At 61.0% G+C, this 24,482-nt stretch carries 23 protein-coding genes; 12 read left to right on the plus strand and 11 right to left on the minus strand.

Translation table 11 applies throughout. The features are described from left to right. The first annotated feature begins 172 nt into the window (after positions 1-172). Positions 173-2,182: an RNA polymerase sigma factor RpoD gene (gene rpoD / locus P7F28_RS31385; RefSeq protein WP_277189167.1), complete on the plus strand. Its 2,010-nt coding sequence runs from the start codon at positions 173-175 to the stop codon at positions 2,180-2,182. Between the two features lie 61 nt (positions 2,183-2,243). Here rpoD and P7F28_RS31390 read toward each other — a convergent pair whose 3' ends face one another. Next, positions 2,244-2,567 (minus strand): hypothetical protein, encoded by a 324-nt coding sequence (locus tag P7F28_RS31390; RefSeq protein WP_277189168.1) that lies wholly within the window; start codon positions 2,565-2,567, stop codon positions 2,244-2,246. Between the two features lie 261 nt (positions 2,568-2,828). After that, positions 2,829-3,710: an NAD(P)H-binding protein gene (locus P7F28_RS31395; RefSeq protein ID WP_277189170.1), complete on the minus strand. Its 882-nt coding sequence runs from the start codon at positions 3,708-3,710 to the stop codon at positions 2,829-2,831. 186 nt (positions 3,711-3,896) lie between these two features. Between P7F28_RS31395 and P7F28_RS31400 the strand changes: the two genes are divergently transcribed. Next, positions 3,897-4,469: a TetR/AcrR family transcriptional regulator gene (locus tag P7F28_RS31400; protein ID WP_277189171.1), complete on the plus strand. Its 573-nt coding sequence runs from the start codon at positions 3,897-3,899 to the stop codon at positions 4,467-4,469. 6 nt (positions 4,470-4,475) lie between these two features. On the opposite strand, the gene P7F28_RS31405 is transcribed toward P7F28_RS31400, so the two are convergent. From P7F28_RS31405 to P7F28_RS31435, 7 genes are all read right to left on the minus strand, one after another. Continuing rightward, the gene (locus P7F28_RS31405; protein WP_277189172.1) at positions 4,476-5,468 is read right to left on the minus strand and encodes a helix-turn-helix domain-containing protein; all 993 of its coding nucleotides are present in this window, start codon (positions 5,466-5,468) and stop codon (positions 4,476-4,478) included. Between the two features lie 80 nt (positions 5,469-5,548). Then, positions 5,549-6,331 carry an SDR family NAD(P)-dependent oxidoreductase gene (locus P7F28_RS31410; protein WP_277189173.1) on the minus strand — a complete coding sequence of 261 codons (783 nt, stop codon included), beginning with the start codon at positions 6,329-6,331 and terminating at the stop codon, positions 5,549-5,551. A gap of 43 nt (positions 6,332-6,374) precedes the next feature. After that, a complete protein-coding gene (locus tag P7F28_RS31415; protein WP_277189174.1) occupies positions 6,375-7,895 on the minus strand; it encodes an amino acid permease in 1,521 nt (506 codons plus the stop codon). Between the two features lie 95 nt (positions 7,896-7,990). Beyond that, positions 7,991-9,103: an amidohydrolase gene (locus P7F28_RS31420; protein WP_277189253.1), complete on the minus strand. Its 1,113-nt coding sequence runs from the start codon at positions 9,101-9,103 to the stop codon at positions 7,991-7,993. Continuing rightward, the gene (locus P7F28_RS31425; protein ID WP_277189175.1) at positions 9,103-10,413 is read right to left on the minus strand and encodes an MFS transporter; all 1,311 of its coding nucleotides are present in this window, start codon (positions 10,411-10,413) and stop codon (positions 9,103-9,105) included. Before P7F28_RS31425 ends, P7F28_RS31420 begins: the two co-directional genes overlap by 1 nt. 34 nt (positions 10,414-10,447) lie before the next feature. Continuing rightward, positions 10,448-11,680, minus strand: a complete 1,233-nt coding sequence (locus tag P7F28_RS31430) for a CaiB/BaiF CoA-transferase family protein (RefSeq protein WP_277189176.1) — start codon at positions 11,678-11,680, stop codon at positions 10,448-10,450. Beyond that, a complete protein-coding gene (locus tag P7F28_RS31435; RefSeq protein ID WP_277189177.1) occupies positions 11,677-12,663 on the minus strand; it encodes a hydroxymethylglutaryl-CoA lyase in 987 nt (328 codons plus the stop codon). The genes P7F28_RS31430 and P7F28_RS31435 overlap by 4 nt, the downstream gene beginning before the upstream one ends. 181 nt (positions 12,664-12,844) lie before the next feature. Here P7F28_RS31435 and P7F28_RS31440 point away from each other — a divergent pair, with 181 nt between their 5' ends. Then, entirely contained in the window at positions 12,845-13,627 is a 783-nt protein-coding gene (locus P7F28_RS31440) for an IclR family transcriptional regulator (protein ID WP_277189178.1), read from the plus strand. Between the two features lie 3 nt (positions 13,628-13,630). On the opposite strand, the gene P7F28_RS31445 is transcribed toward P7F28_RS31440, so the two are convergent. Continuing rightward, positions 13,631-14,335: a glutathione S-transferase N-terminal domain-containing protein gene (locus P7F28_RS31445; RefSeq protein WP_277189179.1), complete on the minus strand. Its 705-nt coding sequence runs from the start codon at positions 14,333-14,335 to the stop codon at positions 13,631-13,633. 354 nt (positions 14,336-14,689) lie between these two features. On the opposite strand from P7F28_RS31445, the gene P7F28_RS31450 reads away from it, so the two are divergent. Together P7F28_RS31450 and P7F28_RS31455 are read left to right on the plus strand one after the other, a co-directional pair. Continuing rightward, positions 14,690-15,190, plus strand: coding sequence for a hypothetical protein (locus P7F28_RS31450; protein WP_277189180.1), 501 nt, complete (start codon positions 14,690-14,692; stop codon positions 15,188-15,190). A gap of 102 nt (positions 15,191-15,292) precedes the next feature. Further along, positions 15,293-16,060 carry an SDR family oxidoreductase gene (locus tag P7F28_RS31455; RefSeq protein ID WP_277189181.1) on the plus strand — a complete coding sequence of 256 codons (768 nt, stop codon included), beginning with the start codon at positions 15,293-15,295 and terminating at the stop codon, positions 16,058-16,060. Positions 16,061-16,082: 22 nt separating this feature from the next. Here P7F28_RS31455 and P7F28_RS31460 read toward each other — a convergent pair whose 3' ends face one another. After that, the gene (locus tag P7F28_RS31460) at positions 16,083-16,310 is read right to left on the minus strand and encodes a hypothetical protein (protein WP_277189182.1); all 228 of its coding nucleotides are present in this window, start codon (positions 16,308-16,310) and stop codon (positions 16,083-16,085) included. Positions 16,311-16,468: 158 nt separating this feature from the next. On the opposite strand from P7F28_RS31460, the gene P7F28_RS31465 reads away from it, so the two are divergent. The 7 genes from P7F28_RS31465 to P7F28_RS31495 all read left to right on the plus strand — a co-directional run bounded on the left by P7F28_RS31465 (position 16,469) and on the right by P7F28_RS31495 (position 24,467). Next, positions 16,469-18,442, plus strand: a complete 1,974-nt coding sequence (locus P7F28_RS31465; RefSeq protein WP_277189183.1) for a sigma-54-dependent Fis family transcriptional regulator — start codon at positions 16,469-16,471, stop codon at positions 18,440-18,442. Positions 18,443-18,617: 175 nt separating this feature from the next. Then, a complete protein-coding gene (locus P7F28_RS31470; protein ID WP_277189184.1) occupies positions 18,618-19,658 on the plus strand; it encodes an ATP-NAD kinase family protein in 1,041 nt (346 codons plus the stop codon). 24 nt (positions 19,659-19,682) lie between these two features. After that, a complete protein-coding gene (locus tag P7F28_RS31475) occupies positions 19,683-20,675 on the plus strand; it encodes a thiamine pyrophosphate-dependent dehydrogenase E1 component subunit alpha (protein ID WP_277189185.1) in 993 nt (330 codons plus the stop codon). A gap of 18 nt (positions 20,676-20,693) precedes the next feature. Then, positions 20,694-21,710, plus strand: a complete 1,017-nt coding sequence (locus tag P7F28_RS31480; RefSeq protein ID WP_277189186.1) for an alpha-ketoacid dehydrogenase subunit beta — start codon at positions 20,694-20,696, stop codon at positions 21,708-21,710. After that, entirely contained in the window at positions 21,710-22,828 is a 1,119-nt protein-coding gene (locus P7F28_RS31485; RefSeq protein WP_277189187.1) for an acetoin dehydrogenase dihydrolipoyllysine-residue acetyltransferase subunit, read from the plus strand. Before P7F28_RS31480 ends, P7F28_RS31485 begins: the two co-directional genes overlap by 1 nt. A gap of 72 nt (positions 22,829-22,900) precedes the next feature. After that, complete coding sequence (locus P7F28_RS31490; protein ID WP_277189188.1) at positions 22,901-23,644, plus strand: lipoate--protein ligase family protein; 744 nt, start codon at positions 22,901-22,903, stop codon at positions 23,642-23,644. Positions 23,645-23,663: 19 nt separating this feature from the next. Beyond that, positions 23,664-24,467, plus strand: a complete 804-nt coding sequence (locus P7F28_RS31495) for a hypothetical protein (protein WP_277189189.1) — start codon at positions 23,664-23,666, stop codon at positions 24,465-24,467. Positions 24,468-24,482: the final 15 nt, after the last annotated feature.

Consider the following 24,482-nt stretch of genomic DNA (forward strand, 5'->3'; position numbering starts at 1 on the left):
TGGGGTGATTGAAAAAACCATTCCGCGACCCATATGCGGGATGTGTTGTTTTGCTCGATGCGATTCTCAGCAAGCCGTCCGTGGTCGAAGTAGTTGATGTCGATATCATGCGGGCCGATACGCTCGCTACCGGGGACCTGTCATCGCCGAGCAAACCTGTCGAGGAGAAAGTATGGCAAGTTTTGATCGGGAAGATTCGGATCTGGATATCGTCGCACCGGCACGCAAGTCGCCGGGCCGGCGCGCGGGCAAGGCCAAGAGCCAGGCCGGCACGATACAGCCCGACGCCACGTTGACCGCTGAGCAGAATGAAGAACGTCAGCGCCAGATGCGCGCGCTGATTCAGTTGGGACGCGAGCGCGGGTATCTCACGCACGCCGAAATCAACGACCACCTGCCGGACAATTTCGCTGAAACCGCCGCGATGGAAACCATCATCGCGACGTTCAACGATATGGGCGTGGCCGTGTACGAGCAGGCGCCCGACGCCGAAACGCTGCTGCTGAGCGAAAACACGCCCGCGGTGGTCACGGACGAGCAATCGGACGAGGAAGCGGAAAACGCGCTGTCAACCGTCGATTCGGAATTCGGCCGCACGACCGATCCGGTGCGTATGTACATGCGCGAAATGGGCGCGACCGAGCTGCTCACGCGCGCAGGCGAAATCGCGATCGCGAAGCGCATCGAAGACGGTCTGCACGAAATGATTCAGGCGATCGCAGCGGGCCCGTCCACGGTCGCGACCATTCTCGCGGACGCGGCGCTGGTCGAATCCGGTGAGCTGAAAATCGATGAACTCGTCGATGGCCTGAAGGAAGAAGACGAAGCCGACGCGGATATGTCGGCATCGTCTTCTGACACGGCCGAAGCATCCGAAGTCGATTCGGACTCCGATGATTCGGACAGCGACGAAGACGACGACAGCGATCTCGAAGGCGCTGACGCGGGTGCATCGAATGAAGCGCGTTTGAAGCAATTGAAGGCCGATTGCCTCGAAATCTTCGCCCGCGTGCGCGAGCTTGCCGAACAAGCAAGCAATCCTAAGGGATCGGGCGCGGTGGCGACCAAGGCCGTCGAAAAGGCGCGTGCTGAAATCCAGCGCGAACTCGGTTCGATTCGCTTTACCGCGAAGACCATCGATCGCCTGTGCGTCGATGTGCAGAATCAGGTTGCGCAAGTGCGTGAAATCGAGCGCCGTGTGTTGCAGATCGCGGTCGATCGTTGCGGCATGCCGCGTGAAAAGTTTGTCGAATCTTTCGTCGGTCATGAAACCGATCTCGAATGGACGACGCGCGCTGCAGCCGGTTCGAAGCAATACGGTGCATCGCTGGAGCGCAGCTTGCCGGCCATTCAGGCCGAACAGCAAAAGCTGATCGACATGGAAGCGCTGGTTGCATTGCCGCTCGCGCAACTCAAGAAGATCAATCGTCAGATGACGGCCGCTGAGCTGAAGATGCGTCAAGCGAAGCGCGAAATGATCGAGGCGAATCTGCGTCTGGTCATTTCGATCGCGAAGAAGTACGTCAATCGCGGCATGCAGTTCCTCGACCTGATTCAGGAAGGCAACATCGGCCTGATGAAGGCGGTGGACAAGTTCGAATATCGCCGTGGCTGGAAGTTTTCGACGTACGCAACGTGGTGGGTGCGTCAGGCTGTGACGCGTTCGCTCGCTGATCAGGCGCGCACAATCCGCGTGCCGGTGCATATGATCGAAACGATCAACAAGCTGAACCGCATCTCGCGCGAAATTCTGCAACAAACGGGGCAGGAAGCGCATCCGTCGGTGCTAGCCGAGCGCATGGAAATGCCGGAAGAGAAGATCCGCGGCATTCTGAAGATTGCGAAGCAGCCGGTATCGCTGGAAACGCCGGTTGGTGAGGATGCCGATGCAACCCTCGGCGACATGATCGAAGATCAGGGTGCTGCATCGCCGGCCGATGCAGCGGTGCACGCGAACATGCGCGCCGCGATCGACGATGCGCTCAACGCACTGTCGCCCCGCGAAGCAAAGGTGCTGCGCATGCGCTTCGGTATCGATACGGCATCGGACTACACGCTCGAGGAGTTGGGCAAGCAGTTCGACGTGACGCGCGAGCGTATCCGCCAGATCGAAAGCAAGGCCATGCGCAAGCTGATGCATCCGAGCCGCGCCGACAAACTGCGTCCGTTCCTGGATCACTGATCCACGTTCGTTCCGGTAGTCGATAAAACGCGTGTCGCCAATCAGGCGGCACGCGTTTTTTTTATCCGCGTTTCGTCGCCGAACACGTCTGCAACGCGACGATCGCTTTATGCGCGAGCGTCAGCGTTTCTTCGCACGCGTGCTGGTCGGAGAAGATCGAACAGCCGCCGCCCGCATCTATTTTCGATACCGCGTTTTGCACGCGTCTCAGCGCCAATTGTGGCGAACCCGCATCGTGAACGATGGCCGCGAGATTGAACGCACTGCCGCCATCCGTTTCGACGTAGCCGGGGCAGGGCGTTTCGGCGTAAGCCGCGACGCAGAGCATCGCGGAGAATGCGATCAGCGCGGCGGCGAAGATAGAGAAAGGCGAGTGGACAATCATGGCGTCACCGCGTCGAGGCATTGCATCGAAGTAAACTTGCGCGCGTCGGAAACGCTTAGACGGATATCGAATTGTCCACAGATTCCCTGGACAAGCATGTGGATATCCTGAGCACGGCGGTGCCAAAGCATTGATGCGTCACGCTTTTTTCCCGGCGTGCGAAATTCGCGCGGACTAGCGGACATTGTGAACCTGTCGCGCGGATTGCAAAAATCATTCAAAAATCGCCGGGTTGCCAGTCCGGCGATCAGCCTGAAAAACTCAAGCTTTGTACACGTCGCGGTTCGCGCTCACAAATTCGGCAACGCTCTGCGGCGCTGTGCCTGTCACCTGCTGAATGATGCGATCTTCGCCTTCGAACACGCCATTCTGATAGTCAACGGCGACTTCGATGAAGTGCTGAATCATGAATTCAGGCAAGCCATAATTCCCCAAGTGCTCCCGATACGCGTCCAGCGTCGCCGGCTTATACACAATTTTTCGATCCAGCACTTCACTCATCACACCCGCGATTTCCGTGTGATTCATTTGCGTCGGACCGCAAAGCTCGTACGACTGGCCGATATGCGCATCGGGTTTGGCAAGCACGGCCGCGATAAAACGCGCCTGATCTTCCGCTGTAATCGGCGCGTGCCGACCATTGCCGAACGGCAGCGCGATTTCGCCATCGCGCACGATCGTGTCGCGAACCCACGGGAACACCAACCATTCTGCAAAGAACGTCGGACGAATATGCACGGTCGGCACGCCCGACCAATCGAGCACGCGCTCCGCGATCCAGTGATCGCGCGCGGCGTGACTCTTTGCGTTTTCGCGCGCCGAAATCTGCGACATGTTCACGACCACGTCGAGATTGGCACGACGCGCGGCATCGGCGAAATAGGCGGTGGCCTGGATGAAGCCGGGGCGCACGGGATAGCAAAGGTAGGCGGCATCGACGCCGTCGGTGGCGCGGATGGCGTCGTCGTGAGAGAGCAGGTCGCCGCTCATGATTTCCGCGCCTGCTGTACGCAGCGCTTCGCTACGATCGTCTTCCTTGCGAACGAACGCGCGCACGGCGTGCCCGTTGTCCAGCAGGTTTTGCACGGTGTGAACGCCCGTCTTGCCGGCTGCTGCAGTAACCAGAATCTTGCGTTGCGACATGATGTTTCTCCTGTGGTGTATATGCACATTTTGCGGCGTGCGAAACTCATTGATGTGGATGCTAAACGACATCCTGTTTATCTTCAATAAACGTCCAGACAACTGAAAAATGTCGTAATAACAAGAATTCAAGCGTAAATCAGGATTACATTGCTATACCAGAACGAATGCCGGAGCCGTAACAGAATGGGTCACTCGCAAGCCGCCAAACTGGCAACGCACGAACGCATCGTCGATATTGCGGCGAAGCGCTTTCGCGAACATGGAATCGATGGCGTGAGCATCGCCGATCTGATGAACGAAGCCGGACTGACCGCAGGCGGCTTCTACAAGCATTTCGAATCGCGCGATCAGCTCGTGAAGGAAGCCTTCGAACGCGCGTTACGCGATATCGAAACATGGGAAAACTCGATTCCCACCGCGCCGCGCCACGCGATGCGCGTCTACGTGTCCGCGTCGCATCGCGATAACGTCGAACGCGGCTGTCCGATCTCCGCGCTCGTCAACGACATGAGCCGCGCCACGGACGATACGCGCGCCATCTACACCGAACACGTGCGCAAAATCGTCGAACAGATCGCGAAAGTGTCGCCGGCGGAGGACAACGCGAGCAAACGCGCGGAGGCTTTGCACATTTTGAGTGCGTGCGTCGGCGCGGTCACGTTGTCGCGCGCGGTATCGGACGAACAACTTTCCGCCCAATTACTCGATGGCGCGTTGAACGGCGTGCTGGAATTGCTATCGTCGAAAAGGAAGTGAGCGCGATCAGTCGTGTTTCGATGCATATCGCCGCGCCGTCACCGATGGCAACTCGCCGAACATGCGCCGATAGTCGCTGGCAAAACTGCCGAAATGCAGAAAGCCCCACGTGGTCGCGGCGCTGGTGACGGATTGCCCGGAGCGCAACGCGCGTCGCGCATGGTTCAATCGCACGGCGCGCAAATACGCGACCGGATTCAGATTGAGCGCCTGATGAAACGCGTATTGCACGGTGCGTCGGCTCAGGCCGAGATCCACGCATAACTCCGCGATGGAAAGCGGGCACGTCGATGGTTCCCGCAATTTTTCATTGACCGTATTGACCAGATTCCAATGCCGGCCGTGCGTGCGCTTGCTGTCGGAATCGGGCGCATTCGATAACGCTTCGGACACCGCATACATCACCGTGCGTTCGAGCACGCGTTCCCGATCGGACTCGTTTTCCGCAGTCAACGCCGATGCCGCGAGCGCATGCTGAAGCAGCAGCCGAAGATGATCGGCGGTATCGGACGCCATCGGAATGATCGGCGCGAGACTGCGCGCCCGCAGCGATTCAGCCAGCGCGCGCATCCGCGAAGACGAAAGCAACTGATCCTGAATCTCCACATTCACCAGCATATGGCGATCCGGCGAATAAAACTCAAAGCGCGGCAGGCTGGAAAACACGTGCAGACTATCGCGCCCGCTTTTTTCGCCGCACAGCCGCGCGTGGCCTTCGAGTTCGAGCGGAACCGCAATCACCAGCCGATCCGATGCAATCGCGCCTTGCTGGAAAATCACCTTGTCGAGTCCTTCGACCAGCAAGCGCACACCGCCCAGCGATACGGTAGACAAGGAACCATGAAACGTGCCGCCGGAAATCTGCGTGTACTGTGCGTCCCAGCCATCGAACGCGCTCGCTTGTTCATCGACACTCGTGTAGGCGCTGAACGACACTCCCTGCGCAAAAGAGGGAAGGCCACGGACATCGCGAGTGCTCGACGGTGGATGCGCGGACATGGGACGCCGAAAGTGACGGTCGATCGGCCGATTCTACACAGACAATCTCGCCAAAAAAATATTGCGCGTGGGCTACAAAATCACGCCGCCGAAAAGCAGTTATCGACAAACAAATGCGTGCCGTTGACGAAGCTCGATCCATCCGATGCCAGAAACAGCGCCGCCGATGCCACTTCCGACGGTTCGCACAGCCGACCTTGCTGAAGCGCGATGGCTTCTTCGGTGGCATCGACGCCCATTGCCTGAAGGTCTTTCAGTTCGCGCATGCCGTGCGGTGTCCTGATGAATCCGGGCGCAATCGCGTTGCAGCGAATGCCGCGATCGCGATATTCGACGGCGATCGCGCGCGCGAACATATGGCACGCGCCTTTGGTGGCGTCGTAGAGCACTTCGCCGGGCGTCGCCAAAACCGCCGAGATCGATGATGTGCAGATGATGCTGCCTTTGCCCTTGGCAAGCATTTGCGGCAGCACGGCCTGCGTCATCAAATACATGCTTTTGACGTTCACGCTCATCAGCCAGTCCCATTCCGTTTCTTCGATTTCCAGAAACGGCTTCACGATCAGCGTGCCCGCGTGATTGAACAGTATGTCGGCGTTGCCGTAGGCGCTTTTCGCGGCTTCGACCGCATCCAGCACCTGCGTTTTCTGCGATACATCCGCGCCCAGTCCAATCGCCTCGCCACCGGCTTCGCGCAGCACGGCGGCGAGCGTTTCGGCCGCATCGCGATCCCGATCGATGATCGCCACGCGCGCGCCGTGTTCCGCGAACAAAGTCGAAGCCGCCGCGCCGCATCCACCCGCACCGCCGCTCACGATGGCGACTTTTCCTGCCAATCGGTTGTCACGTTTTGCCTGCGTCATCCGTCATCTCCTCCATGTTCCTAAGCAAATGTCCTGAGCACATTCACGCTTTCGCTTCGATTTCCTTGATCCGCTCGGCGTTGTCCTCCGACTTCAGCACCGGCGGACCCTTGAACGACTTACGCACACCGAACCTGTACCAGATGATGAACAGCGCCACCAGAAATCCGATCAGCACATACAGCACCTTTTCGTTCGGCGGCTGGATGCCCACATACGCCAGCACGCACGCGCCGATCAGCGCGAGCAGGGCGCACGGCTTCGACCACACGCCGAGCTGGAACGGGCCTTTCTCGTGCCAGGTGCGGCCTTCGGCGAGCATGCCGGAGCCAACGGGCATCGCGTACGAGATATAGAGGAATACGGCGCTGCCTGCGCTGAGCACCGAGAAAGCATCGCCGTAGAGCGTGACGAGGATCGCGAGGATCGCGCACGTCCAGATGGCCGGGCCGGGCGTCTTGTGCTCGTGACTGACTTTGCGAAGAATCCGCGAGCCGGGCAGACCGCCATCGCGTGCGAAGGCGTAGACCATGCGTGAAGTGGACATGATCGCGGCCAGTCCGCATACGTAATTGATGAAGAACATCACCAGTTCGAGCCCGACGCGCAGGCCGTGCGGAATCGGCGCGAGGATCGCTTCGAAAAAGCCCGTGCCCTGCTTCATCGCGGCGGTGAGATCGGGCATGACGAGCACGAAGGCGCAGACCATCACGTAGCCGAACACCGCCGACCAGAACACCGAGCCGATGATCCCGCGCGGCACGTTGCGCGCGGCGTCGTGCGTTTCTTCGGACGTGTGCGCGGAGGCATCAAAACCGGTGATGGTGTAGGTGACGAGCAGCAGGCCGGACATGAAGGCGAGCGGCGTGGTCTGCTTCGGCCAGGCGCTGCCGTCCGCGCCGGTGAAGTTGGTGAACGTGGTCAGGCGATGCAGATCGAGCGGCACCGGCGAGTAGTAAAGCAGCGCCACGACCAGCACGATCGTCACCACGAAAATCAGGTAACCCGACAAATCCGTGATCTTGCTGGCGATCTTGATGCCGCGCGCATTGAGAAACGCCTGCGACAACGTAAGCAGCGAAAGGAACGCCGTCTGATGCCACCAGTTGAGACTATCCGGATTGATACCGAACATCGGCGCGATCAGCGTTTTGAAGAACGGATCCCACGTGCCGAAATTGATCGCCGCGATCACGAAGATCAGCCCGATCAGGTTGATCCACGCGCACAACCAGCCCCAGCGCTTGCCGCCGAGAATCGATCCCCAGTGATACAGTCCGCCCGCAGTCGGAAACGCGGACGCAATCTGCGACATCGAAATCGCGACGATCAGCGCGAACAGCGCGCCGAGCGGCCAGCCCAGCCCGACCGATGCACCGCCCGCCGCCGAAAACGCCATCTGAAACGCGGTGATGCCGCCCGACAGAATGCAGATCACCGAAAACGACACCGCGAAATTCGAAAAACCGTTCATGCGACGCGACAGTTCCTGCGCGTAGCCCATCTTGTGCAGCAGGCCGACGTCGCTGTCGGTGCCTGCTTCCGGCTGAAGTTTCGGGTCCATGTTCGCTCCTTGACGGGGTTGCGTCGATGAGCAAACTTAAAAGGCCAAATTTCGCGGGACTATCGGATTTCGGCAACATCGTCATTCAGCCGAATTCACGCCAGCCGATACACCTTCGCCGCCGTGCCGCCGAACAGTGCGCGCCGGTCGTCGGCGCTCGCCTGCGCGGTGAGCCGTTTGAACGCGTTCCAGCCGTTGTTGAACGGATACGAGCCTTTATCGACCGGGAAATTGCTTTCGAACATGCAGCGGTTCGCGCCGAACGCCTCGATACAGGTGAGCATCCACGGTTCCCACGCTTCGGCCAGTTCGACGGACGAGGGCGGGCGCGCGCCTTTCTCGAACTCGAAGCCGTTGATCCGCATGCCCAGACCGCCGACTTTCACGTACACATTCGGCAATTGCGCCAATTCGCGCATGGAGCGCGACCAGCGATCGAGTACTTCTTTGCGTTGGTCCGCGTAGCTGGCAATGCGCACCACGCCGCCGCAATGATTGATGATGATCGGCGTGTCCGGATTCGCCTTCGCCAGATCGAACAATTCGGGCAACTGCGGAAAGAACAGCCACGCATCGTAGGTGAGGCCGAGCGGCGCAAGTTGTGCAACGCCCGCGCGATAGTTGGGATCGAGCAGCAATCCGCGCGGCGCGGCGGTCAGCGGATTGGCGAGCGAGGTATCCGCGTCCCAGGTGACGAGATGGCGCACGCCGCGAAACCGGCCATCGCCGGCTTGCAGTTCGGCTTCGAGCACATCGCGCACGGCCGCGCCGTTCCGCAGATCCGCGTAGCCGATCATGCCCTTGGCCACCTGCGGCTTGCCGTGTTGCAGCGGCGCGGTTGTATTAGCGACGAATTCGATTTCGCCGACCGGCTTCAGCGCCTCCGGTCCCGTTTGCCGATAGCGCGTCAGCGCCTGCATGAACACGGACGCCGTGATGTTGTGGCCGGACTTCGCGTCTTCGAGGTATTCATCGAGCAGATAGGTCCAGCCGGGACGCTCGTAGAAATGATGATGCGCGTCGATGATCGGCATATCTGGTTCGAGCGCGGCTTCGGTGCCGGAAGCGAGCCAGTCCGCGCGAACGGGAAGGTAATTGCTCATGGTCTCTTTTGCGAAGCTCGTACGGTTGGCAAACGCGGGAATCAGCATCGATGCAGCCGCCGCGCCGAGCAAACGGCGGCGACGTTCGGAGTAAGGGCGCGGCATCATTGTTCCTCGCGGCTGAAGGCGAACAGCGACAAGGTCAGCAAGGTCGTGATGCCCAGCACGATCGCCAGACCGATCATGCCCGACGAAAACGTGCCGAAGCTGTCCTTCAGATACCCGACCAGATACGGTCCCGCGAAGCCGCCCAACGCACCGATCGAGTTGATGAGCGCAAGTCCGCCGGCAGCGGCCTGGCCGGAGAGAAATCGTGCGGGCAGCGTGTAGAAGATCGTGCGGCCGGCAATCGTGCCGATTAGCGCGAGCGTGATGCCGACCATCGCCGGAAGCAATTGATGCGAATACGTCGATACCCCCAGCGCCACTGCACCGATAAACAGCCCCGCCGCGAGATTGGCGATATGCCCGCCGCGCCGGTCCACGCGTCGTGCCCACCACAGCAGTGCAATGGTCGCGAAGAAATACGGAATCGCGGAAATCCAGCCGGTCTGCGTGACGCTCATGCCGTGCACCTTGAGCATCTGCGGCAGCCAGATGCCGATGCCATACGAGCCCATCGTGAAGCCGAAGGAAATCAGCGCGAGGATATACATGCGCACATCCTTCAGCGCCGCGCCGAAGTGCTTCTTCTTCTGGCTGGACCCGCCTTCGCGATCGAACGCGCTTTGCAGCGCCTGACGTTCTTCGGGCGAAAGCCAGGTGGCATCGGCGGGTTTATCGGCGAGCAGCTTCAGCACGAGGAAACCGAGCACGCACGCCGGAAGACCTTCGACGATAAACATCCACTTCCAGCCCGCGAGGCCGAGCACGCCGTCCATCTTGAGCAGCCACGTCGAAAGCGGCCCGCCGACCAGCGAAGAGAGCGGTGTCGATACCGTGAACCACGCGAGTACACGCGTGCGGTAATGCGCCGGGAACCAGACCGCGAGAAAGAAGATCACGCCCGGAAAGAACCCCGCCTCGCCGATGCCGAGCAGCAGGCGAATCGCGTAGAAGCTGGTCGGCCCGACCGCGAGCGCCGTGGCCGCCGCAAAGAATCCCCACGTGATCATGATGCGCGCGAGCCATCGCCGCGCGCCGAAGCGATACAGCGCCAGATTGCTCGGCACTTCGCAGATGCAGTAGCCCGCGAACATGATGCCCGCGCCCCAGCCGAACTGCGTGGCCGTGAGGCCCAGGTCGCGGTTCATCGTGAGTGCGGCGAAGCCTACGCTGGTGCGATCGAGATAGTTGAAGAAGTAGGCTAACGCGAGCAGCGGAATAAAGCGCCACGCGGCTTTCTTCACCGCCTGCTGTTCGAGCGATGATTCGGCGGCCGTGTCGGGTGTCATATCCCGAGAGATGGATGCCATCGTTGTCTCCAGAATCGTTCTGTTTGATGCGGCTTCAGGCGCTGGCGAGTTCGTTTTCCGTGCATCGCACGATGCCGGCGCGGGTCAACTGCCTGACGTCCTCGGTCGAGTAGCCGAGTTGCGCGAGCAGCGCCTGCGTGTCCTGACCGAGCGCAGGCGGCGCGGCGCGCAAGCGAAGACGTTCGCCGTCGAGCGTGAGCGGAAGGAGCGCGGTGCGCGTCGTGACGGGTTTGCCGGCACCGCTTGCATCGGCGGGAAGCGTGACGTCGGCGAGTCCGCCGGTGGCGAGCAGATGCGGATCGTCGAACAGATCTTGCGGGCGCGTGATCGGCGCATACGGCAAACCGATGCGCTCGAAAATCGCGCTGATTTCCGTCGCGCTGAACGCGGCCATATGCTCGCGCAGCAGCGGCATCAGCCAGTCGCGCGCCTGCACGCGCTGATTGTTGGTGGCGATGCGCGCGTCCGCTTTCAGATCGACGAAACCGAAGGCATCGCAGAACAGCGACCATTGCGTGTCCGATACCACCGCGAGAAAAATTTGTTCGCCATCCTTCACAGTGAAAACGTCGTACACGGCCCACGCGGAAATGCGGCTCGGCATCGGCGCGGCGGCGTTGCCGGTGACGGCGAACTGCATCATGTGCTGTGCGACCAGAAACACGTTGTTTTCGAACAGCGCGCTCTGCACTTCCTGACCTTTGCCCGTGCGTTCACGCTGCGCAAGCGCCGCCATCGCGCCGATCGCACCGAACATGCCGCCCATGATGTCGTTGACGCTCGTACCCGCGCGCAACGGACGGCCTTCCGGTCCGGTCATGTAGGCGAGGCCGCCCATCATCTGCACGACTTCGTCGAGCGCGGTGCGGTGATCGTACGGTCCCGGCAGAAAGCCCTTGTGCGAGACATAGACGAGACGCGGATTGAGCTTCGACAAGTGCGCGTAGCCGAGACCGAGCTTCTCCATCGTTCCGCTCTTGAAGTTCTCGCTGAACACATCCGCCTGGCCGAGCAGCTTGTGGACGATTTCCTTGCCGCGCGCATCTTTCACATCGACGGCGAGGCTTTTCTTGTTGCGATTGAAGGTGCTGAAAAAGCCCGCGCCCGAACCGCGCAACGCACGCGTGCTATCGCCGTTGATCGGTTCGATCTTGATGACTTCCGCGCCCAGATCGGCGAGCACCATGCCGCAGGTCGGACCCATCACCATGTGCGTCATTTCGACGACGCGCAGGCCGTCGTAGGGAAGCGATTGAGCAGTCGTCATTGCGGCACTCCAAGCAGGCAGCCTTCGGGTTGCGGCGCGCTCGGGGCGCGGCCATCGGCGTAAGTGAAGCCTTTCGGCAGGCCGGCGTCCTGAACGTGGTCGTAGAGCGATTCGCCGGGCAGGGCGTCGGCGAGAATCGAGCGAGCAGCGATCAGTGCGTCGATATCGATGCCCGTGTCGTAGCCCATCGCTTCGAGCAGGAACGCCAAGTCTTCCGTGACGATATTGCCCGTCGCGCCCGGCGCGTACGGACAGCCGCCGAGACCGGCCTGACTCGAATCGATGGTCGTCACGCCGACATCGAGCGCCGCGACCACGTTCGCGAGTCCCTGTCCGCGCGTGTTGTGAAAGTGCGCGCCACCGGCCTTGTCGCCGAACTCCGTTTGCAGGCGACGAAACATGCGCCGCACCTGCGCCGGATTCGCATAGCCGCTGGTATCCGACAAACCGATTTCATCGACACCGCATTCCGCCATTGCGTGGCACATGCGCATGGTTTTGTCGTCGCTGACCGCGCCCGCGATCGTGCAGCCGAACGCCACCGACACGCCCGCTTCGATCTCCACGCCCGGAAACTGCGCGTCCCGCAACGCGACGATCTCGCGCACTTCATCGATCAGCTGCGCGGTGGTCTTGCGGATGTTCGCCATCGCGTGTTCATCGGTGACGGAGACGGGGAGCGTGATCTTGTGCACGCCCGCTTCGAACGCGTGCTGCGATCCGCGCAGATTCGGCGCGAGCACGGCCACGCGCAGACCCGGAATCGACAACGCATGCGCGACGACTTCGCGGATATCGGCCATTTGCGGCAGCAGCTTCGGCGGCACGAACGAGCCGACCTCGATTTCCTTCAATCCCGCCGATGCCAGCGCGGAGATCCAGCGCAATTTGGCGGCGGTCGGCATGACGCTTTTGATGCTCTGAAGGCCGTCACGAGGACCGACCTCGCTGATCAGCACGAATGGACGAGACGCGTTGCTCACGGGTGAACTCCTTAACGTGTTCTATCTGACAGAGTGATGTTCTGTTAGATAGAACTATAGGAGTCAAATTAATGCGTTTTAAGACGAGTTAACCCGTGAAATCGCAAATTTCAGAACTTGTGTTCTGTCAGGCAGAACGATAAAGTGATGCAAACGTGTTTTGCAGAGAAGGAGTGCATCCGTGGCAACAGAGGAATTGGAAGCATCATCGGCGTCGGATTTGAATTCGAGCGGCGTCGCCGTGCTCGATCGCGCTTTCGCGATCCTCAACGCTTTCGGTCCGAGCGACGACCGTCTGTCGCTCGCGGAAATCTCGCGTCGCACCGATCTGTACAAGAGCACGCTGCTGCGTCTGCTGGGCGCGCTGGAGCACGGCGGATTCGTGCGCAAACTTGCCGATGGGCAATACGCCATTGGTCCGCAGCCGCTGAAGCTCGCCGCGCTCTATCAGCGCTCGTTTCAGGTCGGGCCGGTGATCGAGCCGATGCTTCAGGAGTTGAGTCACGCCATCGGCGAAACCGCATCGTTCTATGTGCGGCAGGGCGAGCATCGGCTGGTGCTCTATCGCGTGGAACCGTCGCGATCGGTGCGCGTGGCGATTCGCGTCGGCGAGGAGTTTGCAATCGAGAAGGGCGCGTCGGGAAAGGTGCTGCTCGCCTTCACCGAAACGCACGATCCGCGCTGGAACGAGATACGCGAACAGTTGTGGGCGGTATCGCGCGGGGAGCGCGACCCGGAAACGGCGTCGCTTTCGGTGGCCGTGTTCGGGGCAACGGGGGAAATCGTCGGCGCGCTGACGATGTCAGGGCCGAAGGCGCGCTTCGCCGTGCCGGAGATTCTGACGACTGCGTTGCGCGCCTTGCTCGATCACGCCAAACGCGCGACCGCGCAATTAGGCGGCGCGAGCGCGCGGTTCGACGCGATTATCGAACGTGTGGCTCGCGAAGATTTTCTGGTGCCCTGAACTTTAAGCGCGCTTCGGAATTTCCAATCCGCGCTGAACTGCAGGACGCGCAACGAACGCATCGAGTGCGCGCTGCACGTGCTTGTATTCATCGAAGCCGACGAGTTCGCGCGCTTCGTAGAACCCGACCAGATTGCGCACCCACGGGAAGGTCGCGATATCCGCGACGCCGTATTCATCGCCCATGATCCATTCGCGCGTGGCAAGCCGCTGATCCAGCACGCCGAGCAGACGCTTCGCTTCCGCGACGTATCGATCGCGCGGACGCTTGTCTTCGTATGCCTTGCCCGCGAACTTGTGGAAGAAGCCGACCTGCCCGAACATCGGTCCGATACCGCCCATCTGGAACATCAGCCATTGCAGCGCTTCGTAGCGCAGCGCGATATCTTCCGGCATAAAGCGGCCGCTTTTTGCCGCGAGATAAATCAGAATCGCGCCGGATTCGAATAGCGCGAGCGGCTCGCCATTCGGGCCGTCCGGATCGATCATCGCGGGAATCTTGTTATTTGGGTTGAGCGAGAGAAACTCGGGCGAGAGCTGATCGTCGTTATCGAAACGAACGAGATGCGGCTCGTAGGCGAGGCCGGTTTCTTCGAGCATGATCGATACTTTCACGCCATTCGGCGTCGGCAGCGAGTAAAGCTGAATGCGCTCGGGATGCTGCGCGGGCCATTTCTTGGTGATGGGAAAGTCGGAGAGCGCGGTCATTCGAGGTCCTTGGTGAGCGAAGCGCTCAATATAACCATTTCCTGCCGACGCCGTGAAAAACGGGGACTGAGGCTGCGCGTACAGACTCAGGATGCCGAAACGCGCGATGCTGATTTCAACTCGATGCAGCGTGTTTTGTAGGAAACGCTGCACGAGATGAAACAAAGCACGTAGCGCCCGAAGTAGACGAAAATCAGACCAATCCCTTGCGGGAACCATGCAGCGCGTGCGCGAACACCGAAGCCGGATAACTGGCTCGCTCTTTGCATCGTACGCAGTGCCGCGACAGACCGAGACTGAGCGGCCCCAGGCAATTTTGCTCAACGTCGTCTTAGTCGCTACGTGTCTGCTGCCATGAAAACCGCCTCTCTCGCTCAAGTCGCTGCGTCCGTCATTGTTATCGGTGGGATGCTGCCCGCGCTGTCTCACGCCACGCCGCTTGAAGATCAGCTCGATTGCAAGTCCAGCGCGCATCGCTTTATCGCGCCGCTGGTCGCCAACAACTCGATCGATGCCAGGCCGATGCGCGTCGAATCGAACTCTGTCAATGCTTTCAAGCCCGTGTCGGGCGGTCAATTGACCGCGTGGGGGTATCGCGTGTACGCCGTGCTCGGCTACGAACAAGGCGATGCAATGTTCAAGACCGGCAGCGGCCAGCCGGTCGGCGAATCGGCTTACGGCGTCGTCATCATGGCGCCGTCGGACGCCGTGCAGGAACACGTGCGCGCATCCGGCAGCACGGCCGTTGTCAAGGAAGTGATGCCGATGATCATGACCGCCGTCTTCTGCGATGGCAGCGCGATCCACACGGCATCGGCCAGTGGCACGGTGACGAAGGAAGCGTCCGGCAGATGAAATGACGCCGCGTGCGTCGATCGAAGATAATGTTCTCCCGAACACTCACCACGCGCGTGGACACTGAGACTGTCGCGCGCGGCACAACAGGAGAACGTCGATATGTCGGACGCAGCCAGCCAGTCTTCACGCATTGCCATCGTCACCGGAGCGGGTAGCGGAATCGGCCGTGCGGCGGCGCTCGCGCTACTTGGCGACGGCTGGTCGGTCGTGCTCGCGGGCCGTCGTCCCGATCCGCTCGATGCGGTCATCAAGGAATCCAACGCCGCCGATCGCGCGCTTGCCGTGCCGTCTGACGTATCGGACCCGGAATCGGTGAAGAAGCTGTTTGCGGCGGCGGTCGAACGCTTCGGTCGCGTCGATCTGCTGTTCAATAACGCGGGCGTCAGCAATCCGCCGGGACCGTTCGAAGACTGGACGCCGGAGCAATGGCAGGGCGTCGTCAACGTGAATCTGAACGGCATGTTCTATTGCCTGCAACAGGCGTTCCGCACGATGAAGTCGCAGTCGCCGATGGGCGGCCGCATCATCAACAACGGTTCGATTTCCGCCACTGCGCCGCGCCCCAATTCCGCGGCCTATACATCGACGAAACATGCGGTCGAAGGCCTGACGAAATCCGCCTCGCTGGATGGCCGCAAGTACGATATCGCCGTCGGTCAGATCGATGTCGGCAATGCGTTCACCGAGCTTTCATCGCGTATGTCGAAGGGCGTGCCGCAGGCCAACGGCGAGATCGCCATCGAACCGATGATGGATGTGAAGTTCGTCGGCCAATCGGTGCTGTATATGGCGAATCTGCCGCTGGAAGCGAACGTGTTGTTCCATACCGTGATGGCGACCAAGATGCCGTTCGTCGGTCGCGGCTGACGCGCTTATCGCGAAATCTCCGCTAAACCACGCGATACCAGACCCGGATGCCCGAGTACCAGTGGCTGACGCTGGTATCGTCGCCAGCGCCGAACGTCGAGAGGCTCTCGACGTTCAGCACATCGATTCCATTCTCTTCGATCCACCGATTCGCGCGCTCGACCAGCGTCGCGCCGTTCTCGTACACGTTCCCTTTGAGGATGTGGTGCTGCAGCACTTGTCGCTCGAAATCTTCGTACGCGATTCTCATCGTTCGTTGCCTCCCTTTTTGTGCTTGTGATTGCTGCGGTGCAATGCTTCCGTTCAATGACGCGTACACGCGATTCAAGCATCATATGGCGCAGGAGACAGCGCGTCGAACGGCGAAAACGCGAATAAGCCGACGGCGCGCTCAACGGAGGACAGACGATGGATATGCGGCAACGCGAGCACATCGAAGCAGTCGTCGCAGCAACCACGCGCAGCGACATGCTCGCATCGGCGCGACTGCACGACAGCATCATCCAGAGTTCATGGCGGCGCTGCGTGCATCAATACGGACTCGATCCGTCGCGCATGCAGGAAGCGCGCATTCTGCCGCAGACGCGTTTGCGCGAGCATCAGCAACGGATCGATGATTTCGCGCGCATCGCCCGTCACGGATTGGAAACGCTGTACGAACAAGTCGCGGGAATGGGCTACGTCGTGCTGCTCACGGACGCGCAAGGCGTGACCGTCGATTATCTCGGCGATGCCAACACCGACGACGCCCTGCGCCGCGCCGGTCTCTACCTCGGCGCGGAATGGAGCGAAGCGGGCGCGGGCACCTGCGCGGTCGGCACGGCGCTGACCACGGGGCAAGCGCTTACCGTCCATCAGATCGATCATTTCGATGCCACGCATATTCCGCTGACCTGCACCGCCGCGCCGCTGTTCGATTCGCGCGGCGCGCTCTCCGCGATCCTCGACATCTCCGCGCTCAAGTCTCCGCAAGCGCGCGATAGCCAGAATCTGGCGCTGCAACTCGTGCGCATTTACGCGCGGCATATCGAGAACGCGAATTTTCTGCGCACGCATCGGCAGGACTGGATTCTGAAGCTGAACACCGCGCCCGAATTCGTCGATGTCGATCCGGAGTATCTGATCGCGCTGGATGAGAACGGGCGCATCGTCGGACATAACCGGCGCGCGCATGAAATGCTCGCGGCGGAAATTGGCCAGCCGATTGCGCCGGGATTTGTGACCAATCAAGCGGTGGCGTCGCTGATCGGCGTGCCGTTCGATTCGCTGTTCGAAGCGCGTCTCGAAGAACTCGGCCGATTCGTCTATTCGCGTCCGAGCGAGCTGCGCGCGCTGCCGCTTGCACGCAGTGGCGCGCTGCTTTACCTGAGCGTGATGCCGCCCGCGCCGTGCTTCACATCAAGCGCGACCTTAAAGCGCGCAAAAGATATCGCGATTCCCGCGCCGCTGGCTGCACTCTGCGGTGGCGATGCCGCGCTTACGCGCCAACTCGAACGCGCCGCGAAACTCGTCGATTCGCCGATCAATCTGCTGGTCAACGGCGAAACCGGCAGCGGCAAGGAGTATTTCGCCAAGGCGCTGCATCGCGCGAGCGCGCGTCGTGCGGGGTCCTTCGTCGCGGTGAATTGCGCGGCGATTCCGGAAACGCTGATCGAAAGCGAATTGTTCGGACATCTGCCGAACAGTTTTTCCGGCGCGGGCGCGAAAGCGAAACGCGGCCTGATCCAGGAAGCCGATGGCGGCACGCTGTTTCTCGATGAAATCGGCGATATGCCGCGCGAGTTGCAATCGCGATTGCTGCGCGTGCTGGCCGAAGGCGAAGTGCTGGCGATCGGCGCATCGCGTCCGGTATCGGTGGATGTGCGCGTGATTTCCGCCACGCATCATTCGCTCGATACGCTCATGCGCGATGGCCGGTTCCGCGAGGACCTTTACTATCGGCTGAACGGGGCGCGTTTCACGTTGCCGCCGTTGCGCGAACGAAGCGATCTCGACTGGCTGATCCGCAAATTGCTCGATGACGACAGCGTGGCGCTCACGCCCAAAGCGCGCGAGCGTCTGCGTGCGCACGACTGGCCGGGCAATCTGCGTGAGCTATCGAATGCGCTGCGGTATGCGCGCGCGGTGTGCTCGAACCATCTGATCGATGTCGATGATTTGCCGGAAGGGTTGAGCAGCGTTACACCGCAGCCTGTGATCGAGGAATTCGATACGCATCGCTTGCCGCCCGAGGGCATGTTGCTGATGCAGTATCTGCGCGCCGCAAGCTGGAATCTGAGCGCGGTGGCGCGACAGATCGGCGTGAGCCGCATGACGCTGTATCGGCGGATGGCGCGCTATGGCATCCGCTCGCCGAATCAGCGCGACGCAGGCGATCACTAACCCGCCGATACGCCTGTACTCTCCGATACACCTGCCGCTGTGACACCTGTCACGGCGGCGCGGTGTACATCACAATACATCGCATCGAAAAGCCCTTTTTCTACGGGAAATCCCGCAGGTTTTCGCCTGGCACCGGACTTGCCTTTAGTCGCAGCAAACTAAAGGAGACGACCGTATGCGAGAACCGCTCGTCGGCATCATCGCCAATCCGGTTTCTGCGCGCGATATTCGCCGCGTGATTGCCAACGCGAACAGTCTGCAACTCGCGGATCGCGTGAATATCGTGTTGCGCTTGTTGTCGTCGCTGGTGTCGTGCGGCGTGAATCGCGTGTTGATGATGCCGGATCGCGAAGGGCTGAAAGTGATGCTTCAGCGTCATCTGTCGCGCAAGCAGGGACCAGACGCGAAGCTCGCCGCCGTCGAATTTCTCGATATGCCCGTCACCGCCCGCGTTGACGATACCTTTCGCGCCGCTCGCATGATGCGCGACGCACATGTCGATGCGCTGATCGTGCTCGGCGGCGACGGCACGCATCGCGCGGTCGTGCGTGAGTGCGGCGACGTGCCGATCGCGGGTTTATCGACGGGAACGAACAACGCGTATCCCGAGATGCGCGAGCCGACGATTTCAGGACTCGCAACGGGTTTGTACGCCACCGGGCGCGTGCCTGCCGAGCAAGCGCTTGCATCGAACAAACTGCTCGATGTCAAGATACGCGATAAACAAGGGCAAGTGCATCACGACATCGCCCTCGTCGATGCCGTGATCTCGCACGAGCAATTCATCGGCGCACGCGCGTTGTGGAAGATCGATCAGCTCGCCGCCGTTTACGTGTCTTATGCCGATCCGCAGGCGATCGGCATGTCGGCGATTGCGGGTTTGTTGCAGCCGGTCGGACGGCATGAACACGGCGGACTTGCGATAGAACTTGGCAATCCGAACGAATGTGAATTCGCGCTGCATGCGCCTATTGCGCCGGGTTTGATGGAGCGCGCGCCGATTGCGAATTGGGCGCGGCTGGAGCACGGCGAGCGGCATCGCGTGAAGCAGCGCGCGGGCATCGTCGCGTTGGATGGCGAGCGTGAACTTGCCTTCAGCGCCGGTGATGAAGTGACCATCACGTTAAGAGAGAACGCTTTTCGCAGTATCGACGTGGCCGCGTGCATGCGTTACGCGGCCACGTCCGGGTTGATGCGTAACCCTAACCATCGTTGAATCCACCCAAGGAAGGAGACAGCAATGACAGCACAGCATGCGGGCGGCTTGCCGCTTTCGAAAGACGAGTTGCTGACCGTCTACCGCAAGATGCGCACGATCCGCGACTTCGAAGAGCGTCTGCACGTCGATTTCGGACGCGGCGATATTCCCGGCTTCGTGCATCTGTACGCGGGCGAGGAAGCGGCGGGCGTCGGCATCATGAGTCATTTGAACGATGGCGACCGCATTGCGAGTACGCATCGCGGCCACGGGCATTGCATAGCGAAAGGCGTCGATCCCATCGAGATGATGAAGGAGATTTATGGCAAGAAAGGCGGTTCGTGCAACGGCAAAGGCGGCTCGATGCACATCGCCGATCTGTCCAAAGGAATGATGGGCGCGAACGGCATTCTCGGTGCAGGCGCGCCGTTGATTTGCGGCGCGGCGCTGGCGGCGAAGTTTCGCGGCAAGGGCGAAGTCGGCATCACCTTTACGGGCGATGGCGCGTCGAATCAGGGCACGTTTCTGGAAAGCATGAATCTCGCGGCGGTGTGGAATCTGCCGGTGATCTTCGTGATCGAGAACAACGGCTACGCGGAATCGACGGCGCGCGATTACGGCACGGCGGTGGACAGCTATGTCGATCGCGCGGCGGGCTTCGGTATTCCGGGCGTGACCGTGGATGGCACCGATTTCTTCGCGGTGTACGAAGCGGCGGGCGAAGTCATCAAGCGCGCGCGTGAAGGCGGCGGGCCGTCGCTGCTCGAATGCAAGATGATCCGCTTCTACGGCCATTTCGAAGGCGATGCGCAGACGTATCGCGCGCCCGGCGAACTCGACGATATCCGCTCGAACAAGGACTGTTTGAAGAAATTCGCGCACGCCGTGACGCAGGCCGATGTCATCAAACCCGCTGAGCTCGATGCCATCGACAAGGAAGTCGCGGCCTTGATCGACCGCGCGGTGAACGAGGCGAAGGAAGCGCCTTTGCCGACCGCCGCCGATCTGCTCACCGATGTCTACGTCAAATACTAAATCGAAGGAGACACCATCATGGCCCGCAAACTGAGCATGAAAATGGCGATCAACGAAGCCCTCGACCAGGAAATGCAGCGCGATCCGAGCGTGATCGTGCTGGGCGAGGATATTGTCGGTGGCGCAGGCGCTGACGGCGAGAAGGACGCGTGGGGCGGCGTGCTCGGCGTCACCAAAGGTTTGTATGCGAAGCACGGCGACAGACTGCTGGATACTCCGTTGTCCGAATCAGCTTATGTCGGTGCGGCGATCGGCGCGGCGGCGTGCGGCATGCGTCCGGTCGCGGAACTGATGTTTATCGACTTCATGGGCGTGTGCTTCGACCAGATCTTCAATCAGGCGGCGAAGTTCCGCTATATGTTCGGCGGCAAGGCGGAAACGCCCGTCGTGATCCGCGCGATGGTCGGCGCGGGCTTTCGCGCAGCCGCGCAGCATAGCCAGATGTTGACGCCACTGTTCACGCATATTCCCGGCTTGAAAGTCGTGTGTCCTTCAACGCCGTACGACACCAAAGGTCTCCTGATTCAGGCGATCCGCGATAACGATCCGGTGATCTTCTGCGAGCATAAGAACCTCTACGGCTTCGAAGGCGAAGTGCCTGAAAACTCGTACGCGATTCCCTTCGGCGAAGCGAACATCGTGCGCGACGGCAAGGATGTATCGATCGTTACGTATGGATTGATGGTGCATCGCGCACTCGAAGCGGCGACGACGCTGGCTAAGGAAGGCATCGAAGCGGAAGTGGTCGATCTGCGTTCGCTGTCGCCGCTCGATATGGATACGGTGCTGGAAACCGTCGAGAACACAGGACGTCTCGTTGTGGTCGATGAAGCGAATCCGCGCTGCAATATCGCTACGGATATTTCCGCGCAGGTCGCGATGCAGGCGTTCGGCGCGTTGAAGGCCGGCATCGAAATGGTGACGCCGCCGCACACGCCCGTGCCGTTCTCGCCGACGCTCGAAGACTTGTACATTCCGAGCGCCGCGCAGATTGCCGACGCCGCCCGAAAAACCATGAAGGGAGGAAAGCACTGATGGCCGAAATCACACCGATCGTCATGCCCAAATGGGGCTTGTCGATGAAGGAAGGCACGGTGAACGAGTGGCTCGTGGAGGAGGGCACGGAGATCACCGTCGGCATGCCGATTCTCGATGTCGAAACCGACAAGATCGCCAATGCGGTCGAAGCGCCGGATGCGGGTTTGCTGCGGCGGCGCGTGGCATCGGCGGGCGATACGCTGCCGGTTAAGGCGCTGCTCGGCGTGCTCGCGCCGTCCACCGTCAGCGATGCCGATGTCGATGCGTACGTCGCGTCGTATGTGACGCCTGCGGAGGACGCGGACGAAGGCGAGGAAGCCGCCGCGTATCACTTTGCCGATGTCGATGGCATTCGCGTGCGCTACGCATCGCGCGGCGGCGACGATGCGGCGCGGCCCGTGCTGCTATTCATCCACGGCTTCGGTGGCGATCTGGATAACTGGCTGTTCAATCTCGACGCGCTGGCGGAGAAGAATCGCGTGTTTGCGCTGGATTTGCCGGGGCACGGGCAATCGACGCCCAAGGTGCCGGGTACGTCGCTGGCTGATTTATCGAAGTTCGTCGGCAAGTTCATGGATGTCGTGGGCATCGACAAAGCGCATTTGGTCGGGCATTCGATGGGCGGCGGTATCGCGGCGCAAATGGCGGTGGATCAGCCGTCGCGCGTGGAATCTGTCGCGCTGATCTCACCGTCCGGTTTCGGCGATGAAGTCAACAACGCGTACACGGAAGGTTTCGTGAAGGCGGAATCGCGTCGGGAACTGAAGCCGGTGGTCGAGTTGCTGTTCGCGAATCCCGAGCTGGTCAGCCGTCAGATGCTCGACGATCTGCTCAAATACAAGCGGCTCGATGGCGTGACGGATGCGCTGGCATCGCTCAATGGCGGGTTATTTGCGGGAGGCAAGCAAAGCGCGAAGCCAGGCGCGCAATTGAAGGACGTGGGCAAACCCGTGCTGGTGATCTGGGGCGAAAAGGATCAGATCATTCCCGTCGCGCACGCGAAAAACGCCCCGTCCGGCGCGACCGTTCGTGTGTTCGACGACGCCGGTCATATGAGTCAGATGGAGAAGGCCAACGAAGTGAACGCGTTGTTGAAGGAGCATGTAAGCCGTTGATCGCGCACGCGCGCGCCGCGTTTGGACGCGGCGCGCTACCATGCCTGCATTGCCGCGCTTTTAGCCGATGCCATGCCCTTCGACCTCATCGATTCATCGTCGCTTCCTCAAGACCCGATGCAGGCTGAGGAAGCTCTGCTCACCCGCGCCGCATCCGGCGAAGCCGTCGCGCATCTGTGGGAAGCGTCAGTCTCGCTGATCGTCCCACGCAGCTATCAGCGCTACGCGTCGCTTGCCGATGCGCGTATCGAATTTGCGCGGCGCGGCTGTCCTGTGTGGCTGCGTCTGTCGGGCGGCGGACTGGTGCCGCAAGGTCCGGGCATCCTGAATCTGAGCCTCGCGTATCCCGTGCGCGCGACCATGGGCGCGCTGTCCGAGTCGGTCTATCTCCATCTCTGCACGCTAATCGCCGATGCCCTCAGATCGCTCGGCGTGCTCGCGCACTGGCAAGCCGTCGAAGGTTCGTTCTGCGATGGCCGCTTCAATCTTGCCTGGGGCCCCGGCGACGATGCGCGCAAGATTGCGGGCACCGCGCAATACTGGCGTCGCGTATCGCAGCAAGACAGCGCGGAACCGCTTTACGCCGTGCTCGCCCATGCGGTATTGCTTGTCGATGCGGATCCCATCGAAATCAACGAGCGCGCCAACGCGTTCGAAGCGATGATCGAAAGCGGCCGACGGTATGAAGAAATGAAGGTCGTGACCGTTGCGCAGGCGCTCGCCTACGAATGTTTTTCGATACCGCACGACCTGCGTTTCCGCGTGCGCGATGCGCTGACCGAACAAGTGAAACAAGCGATTCCACCGCAGCAATGAAGCACACATCGAGGTGGCCATGTCGGCGAGACTTGCTGCGAACGGTTTGTTCTTCGCGCTGTGGGTGGCGGTGTGCGCCGCCGCGCCCGAATTCCTGTGGCAAGGGCTGTTTTCGCTATTCGGCCATTTCTCCCTGACCGATGCCGCCGCCGCGATGTTCATCGGCGCGATTCTGGCGTTTTTTGTGGAACCCTTGCTCGAGCGTGCGCGCGGGTCATCGGGACATACGCGCAAGTCGCCTGCGTTCGCGGCCTGCGAAGCGCTGAGCTTCGCGTTCGTCGCGGTGTGCGTGCACGAAGCGATCACGGTCTATGTCGCCGCGAGTCACTCGAACGAGCAGGCGAGCGCAAATTTGGTGACGGCGGTATCGAACGCGCTGCAATGGGCGGCGATACCGTTTTTCATCACGCTCGCGTGGCTGGCGGCGCGCGGCCCGAAGTGGCTGATCTGGACGGCCGCGGTGGTCGCGCTCGTCGCGGGTTATCTGACGGCGGTGGCGTTCGAATGGCAAGCGCGCGTGCTGCTGACGACCATCATCCCCGCGCTCGCGATTCTGATCGCCGGATGCCTGATCGTGCGCGAACAATGGGACGTCACCACTTTCGGCCGATGCGCCCGCGCCACCGCCGTGATCGCGCTGACCTGGCTGGCGCTGACCGGCGCGCTTCAGGCCGTGTTGTGGCTGGCGAACGTGCAGGCGTTTCGTATCTACGAGCGTTCGGAATTGTGGAGCGATCTGCGGTTTTATATCGGCTGGGTGATCGGCTTGTTTGTGGCGCCGCCGGTGATTCCCGAGACGCCATTGCCTGTGAAGCGGCAGTGAGTATGGAACGCGGGC

This window comes from Caballeronia sp. BR00000012568055 (assembly GCF_029439455.1).
In the GTDB taxonomy this organism is placed as follows: Bacteria; Pseudomonadota; Gammaproteobacteria; order Burkholderiales; family Burkholderiaceae; genus Caballeronia.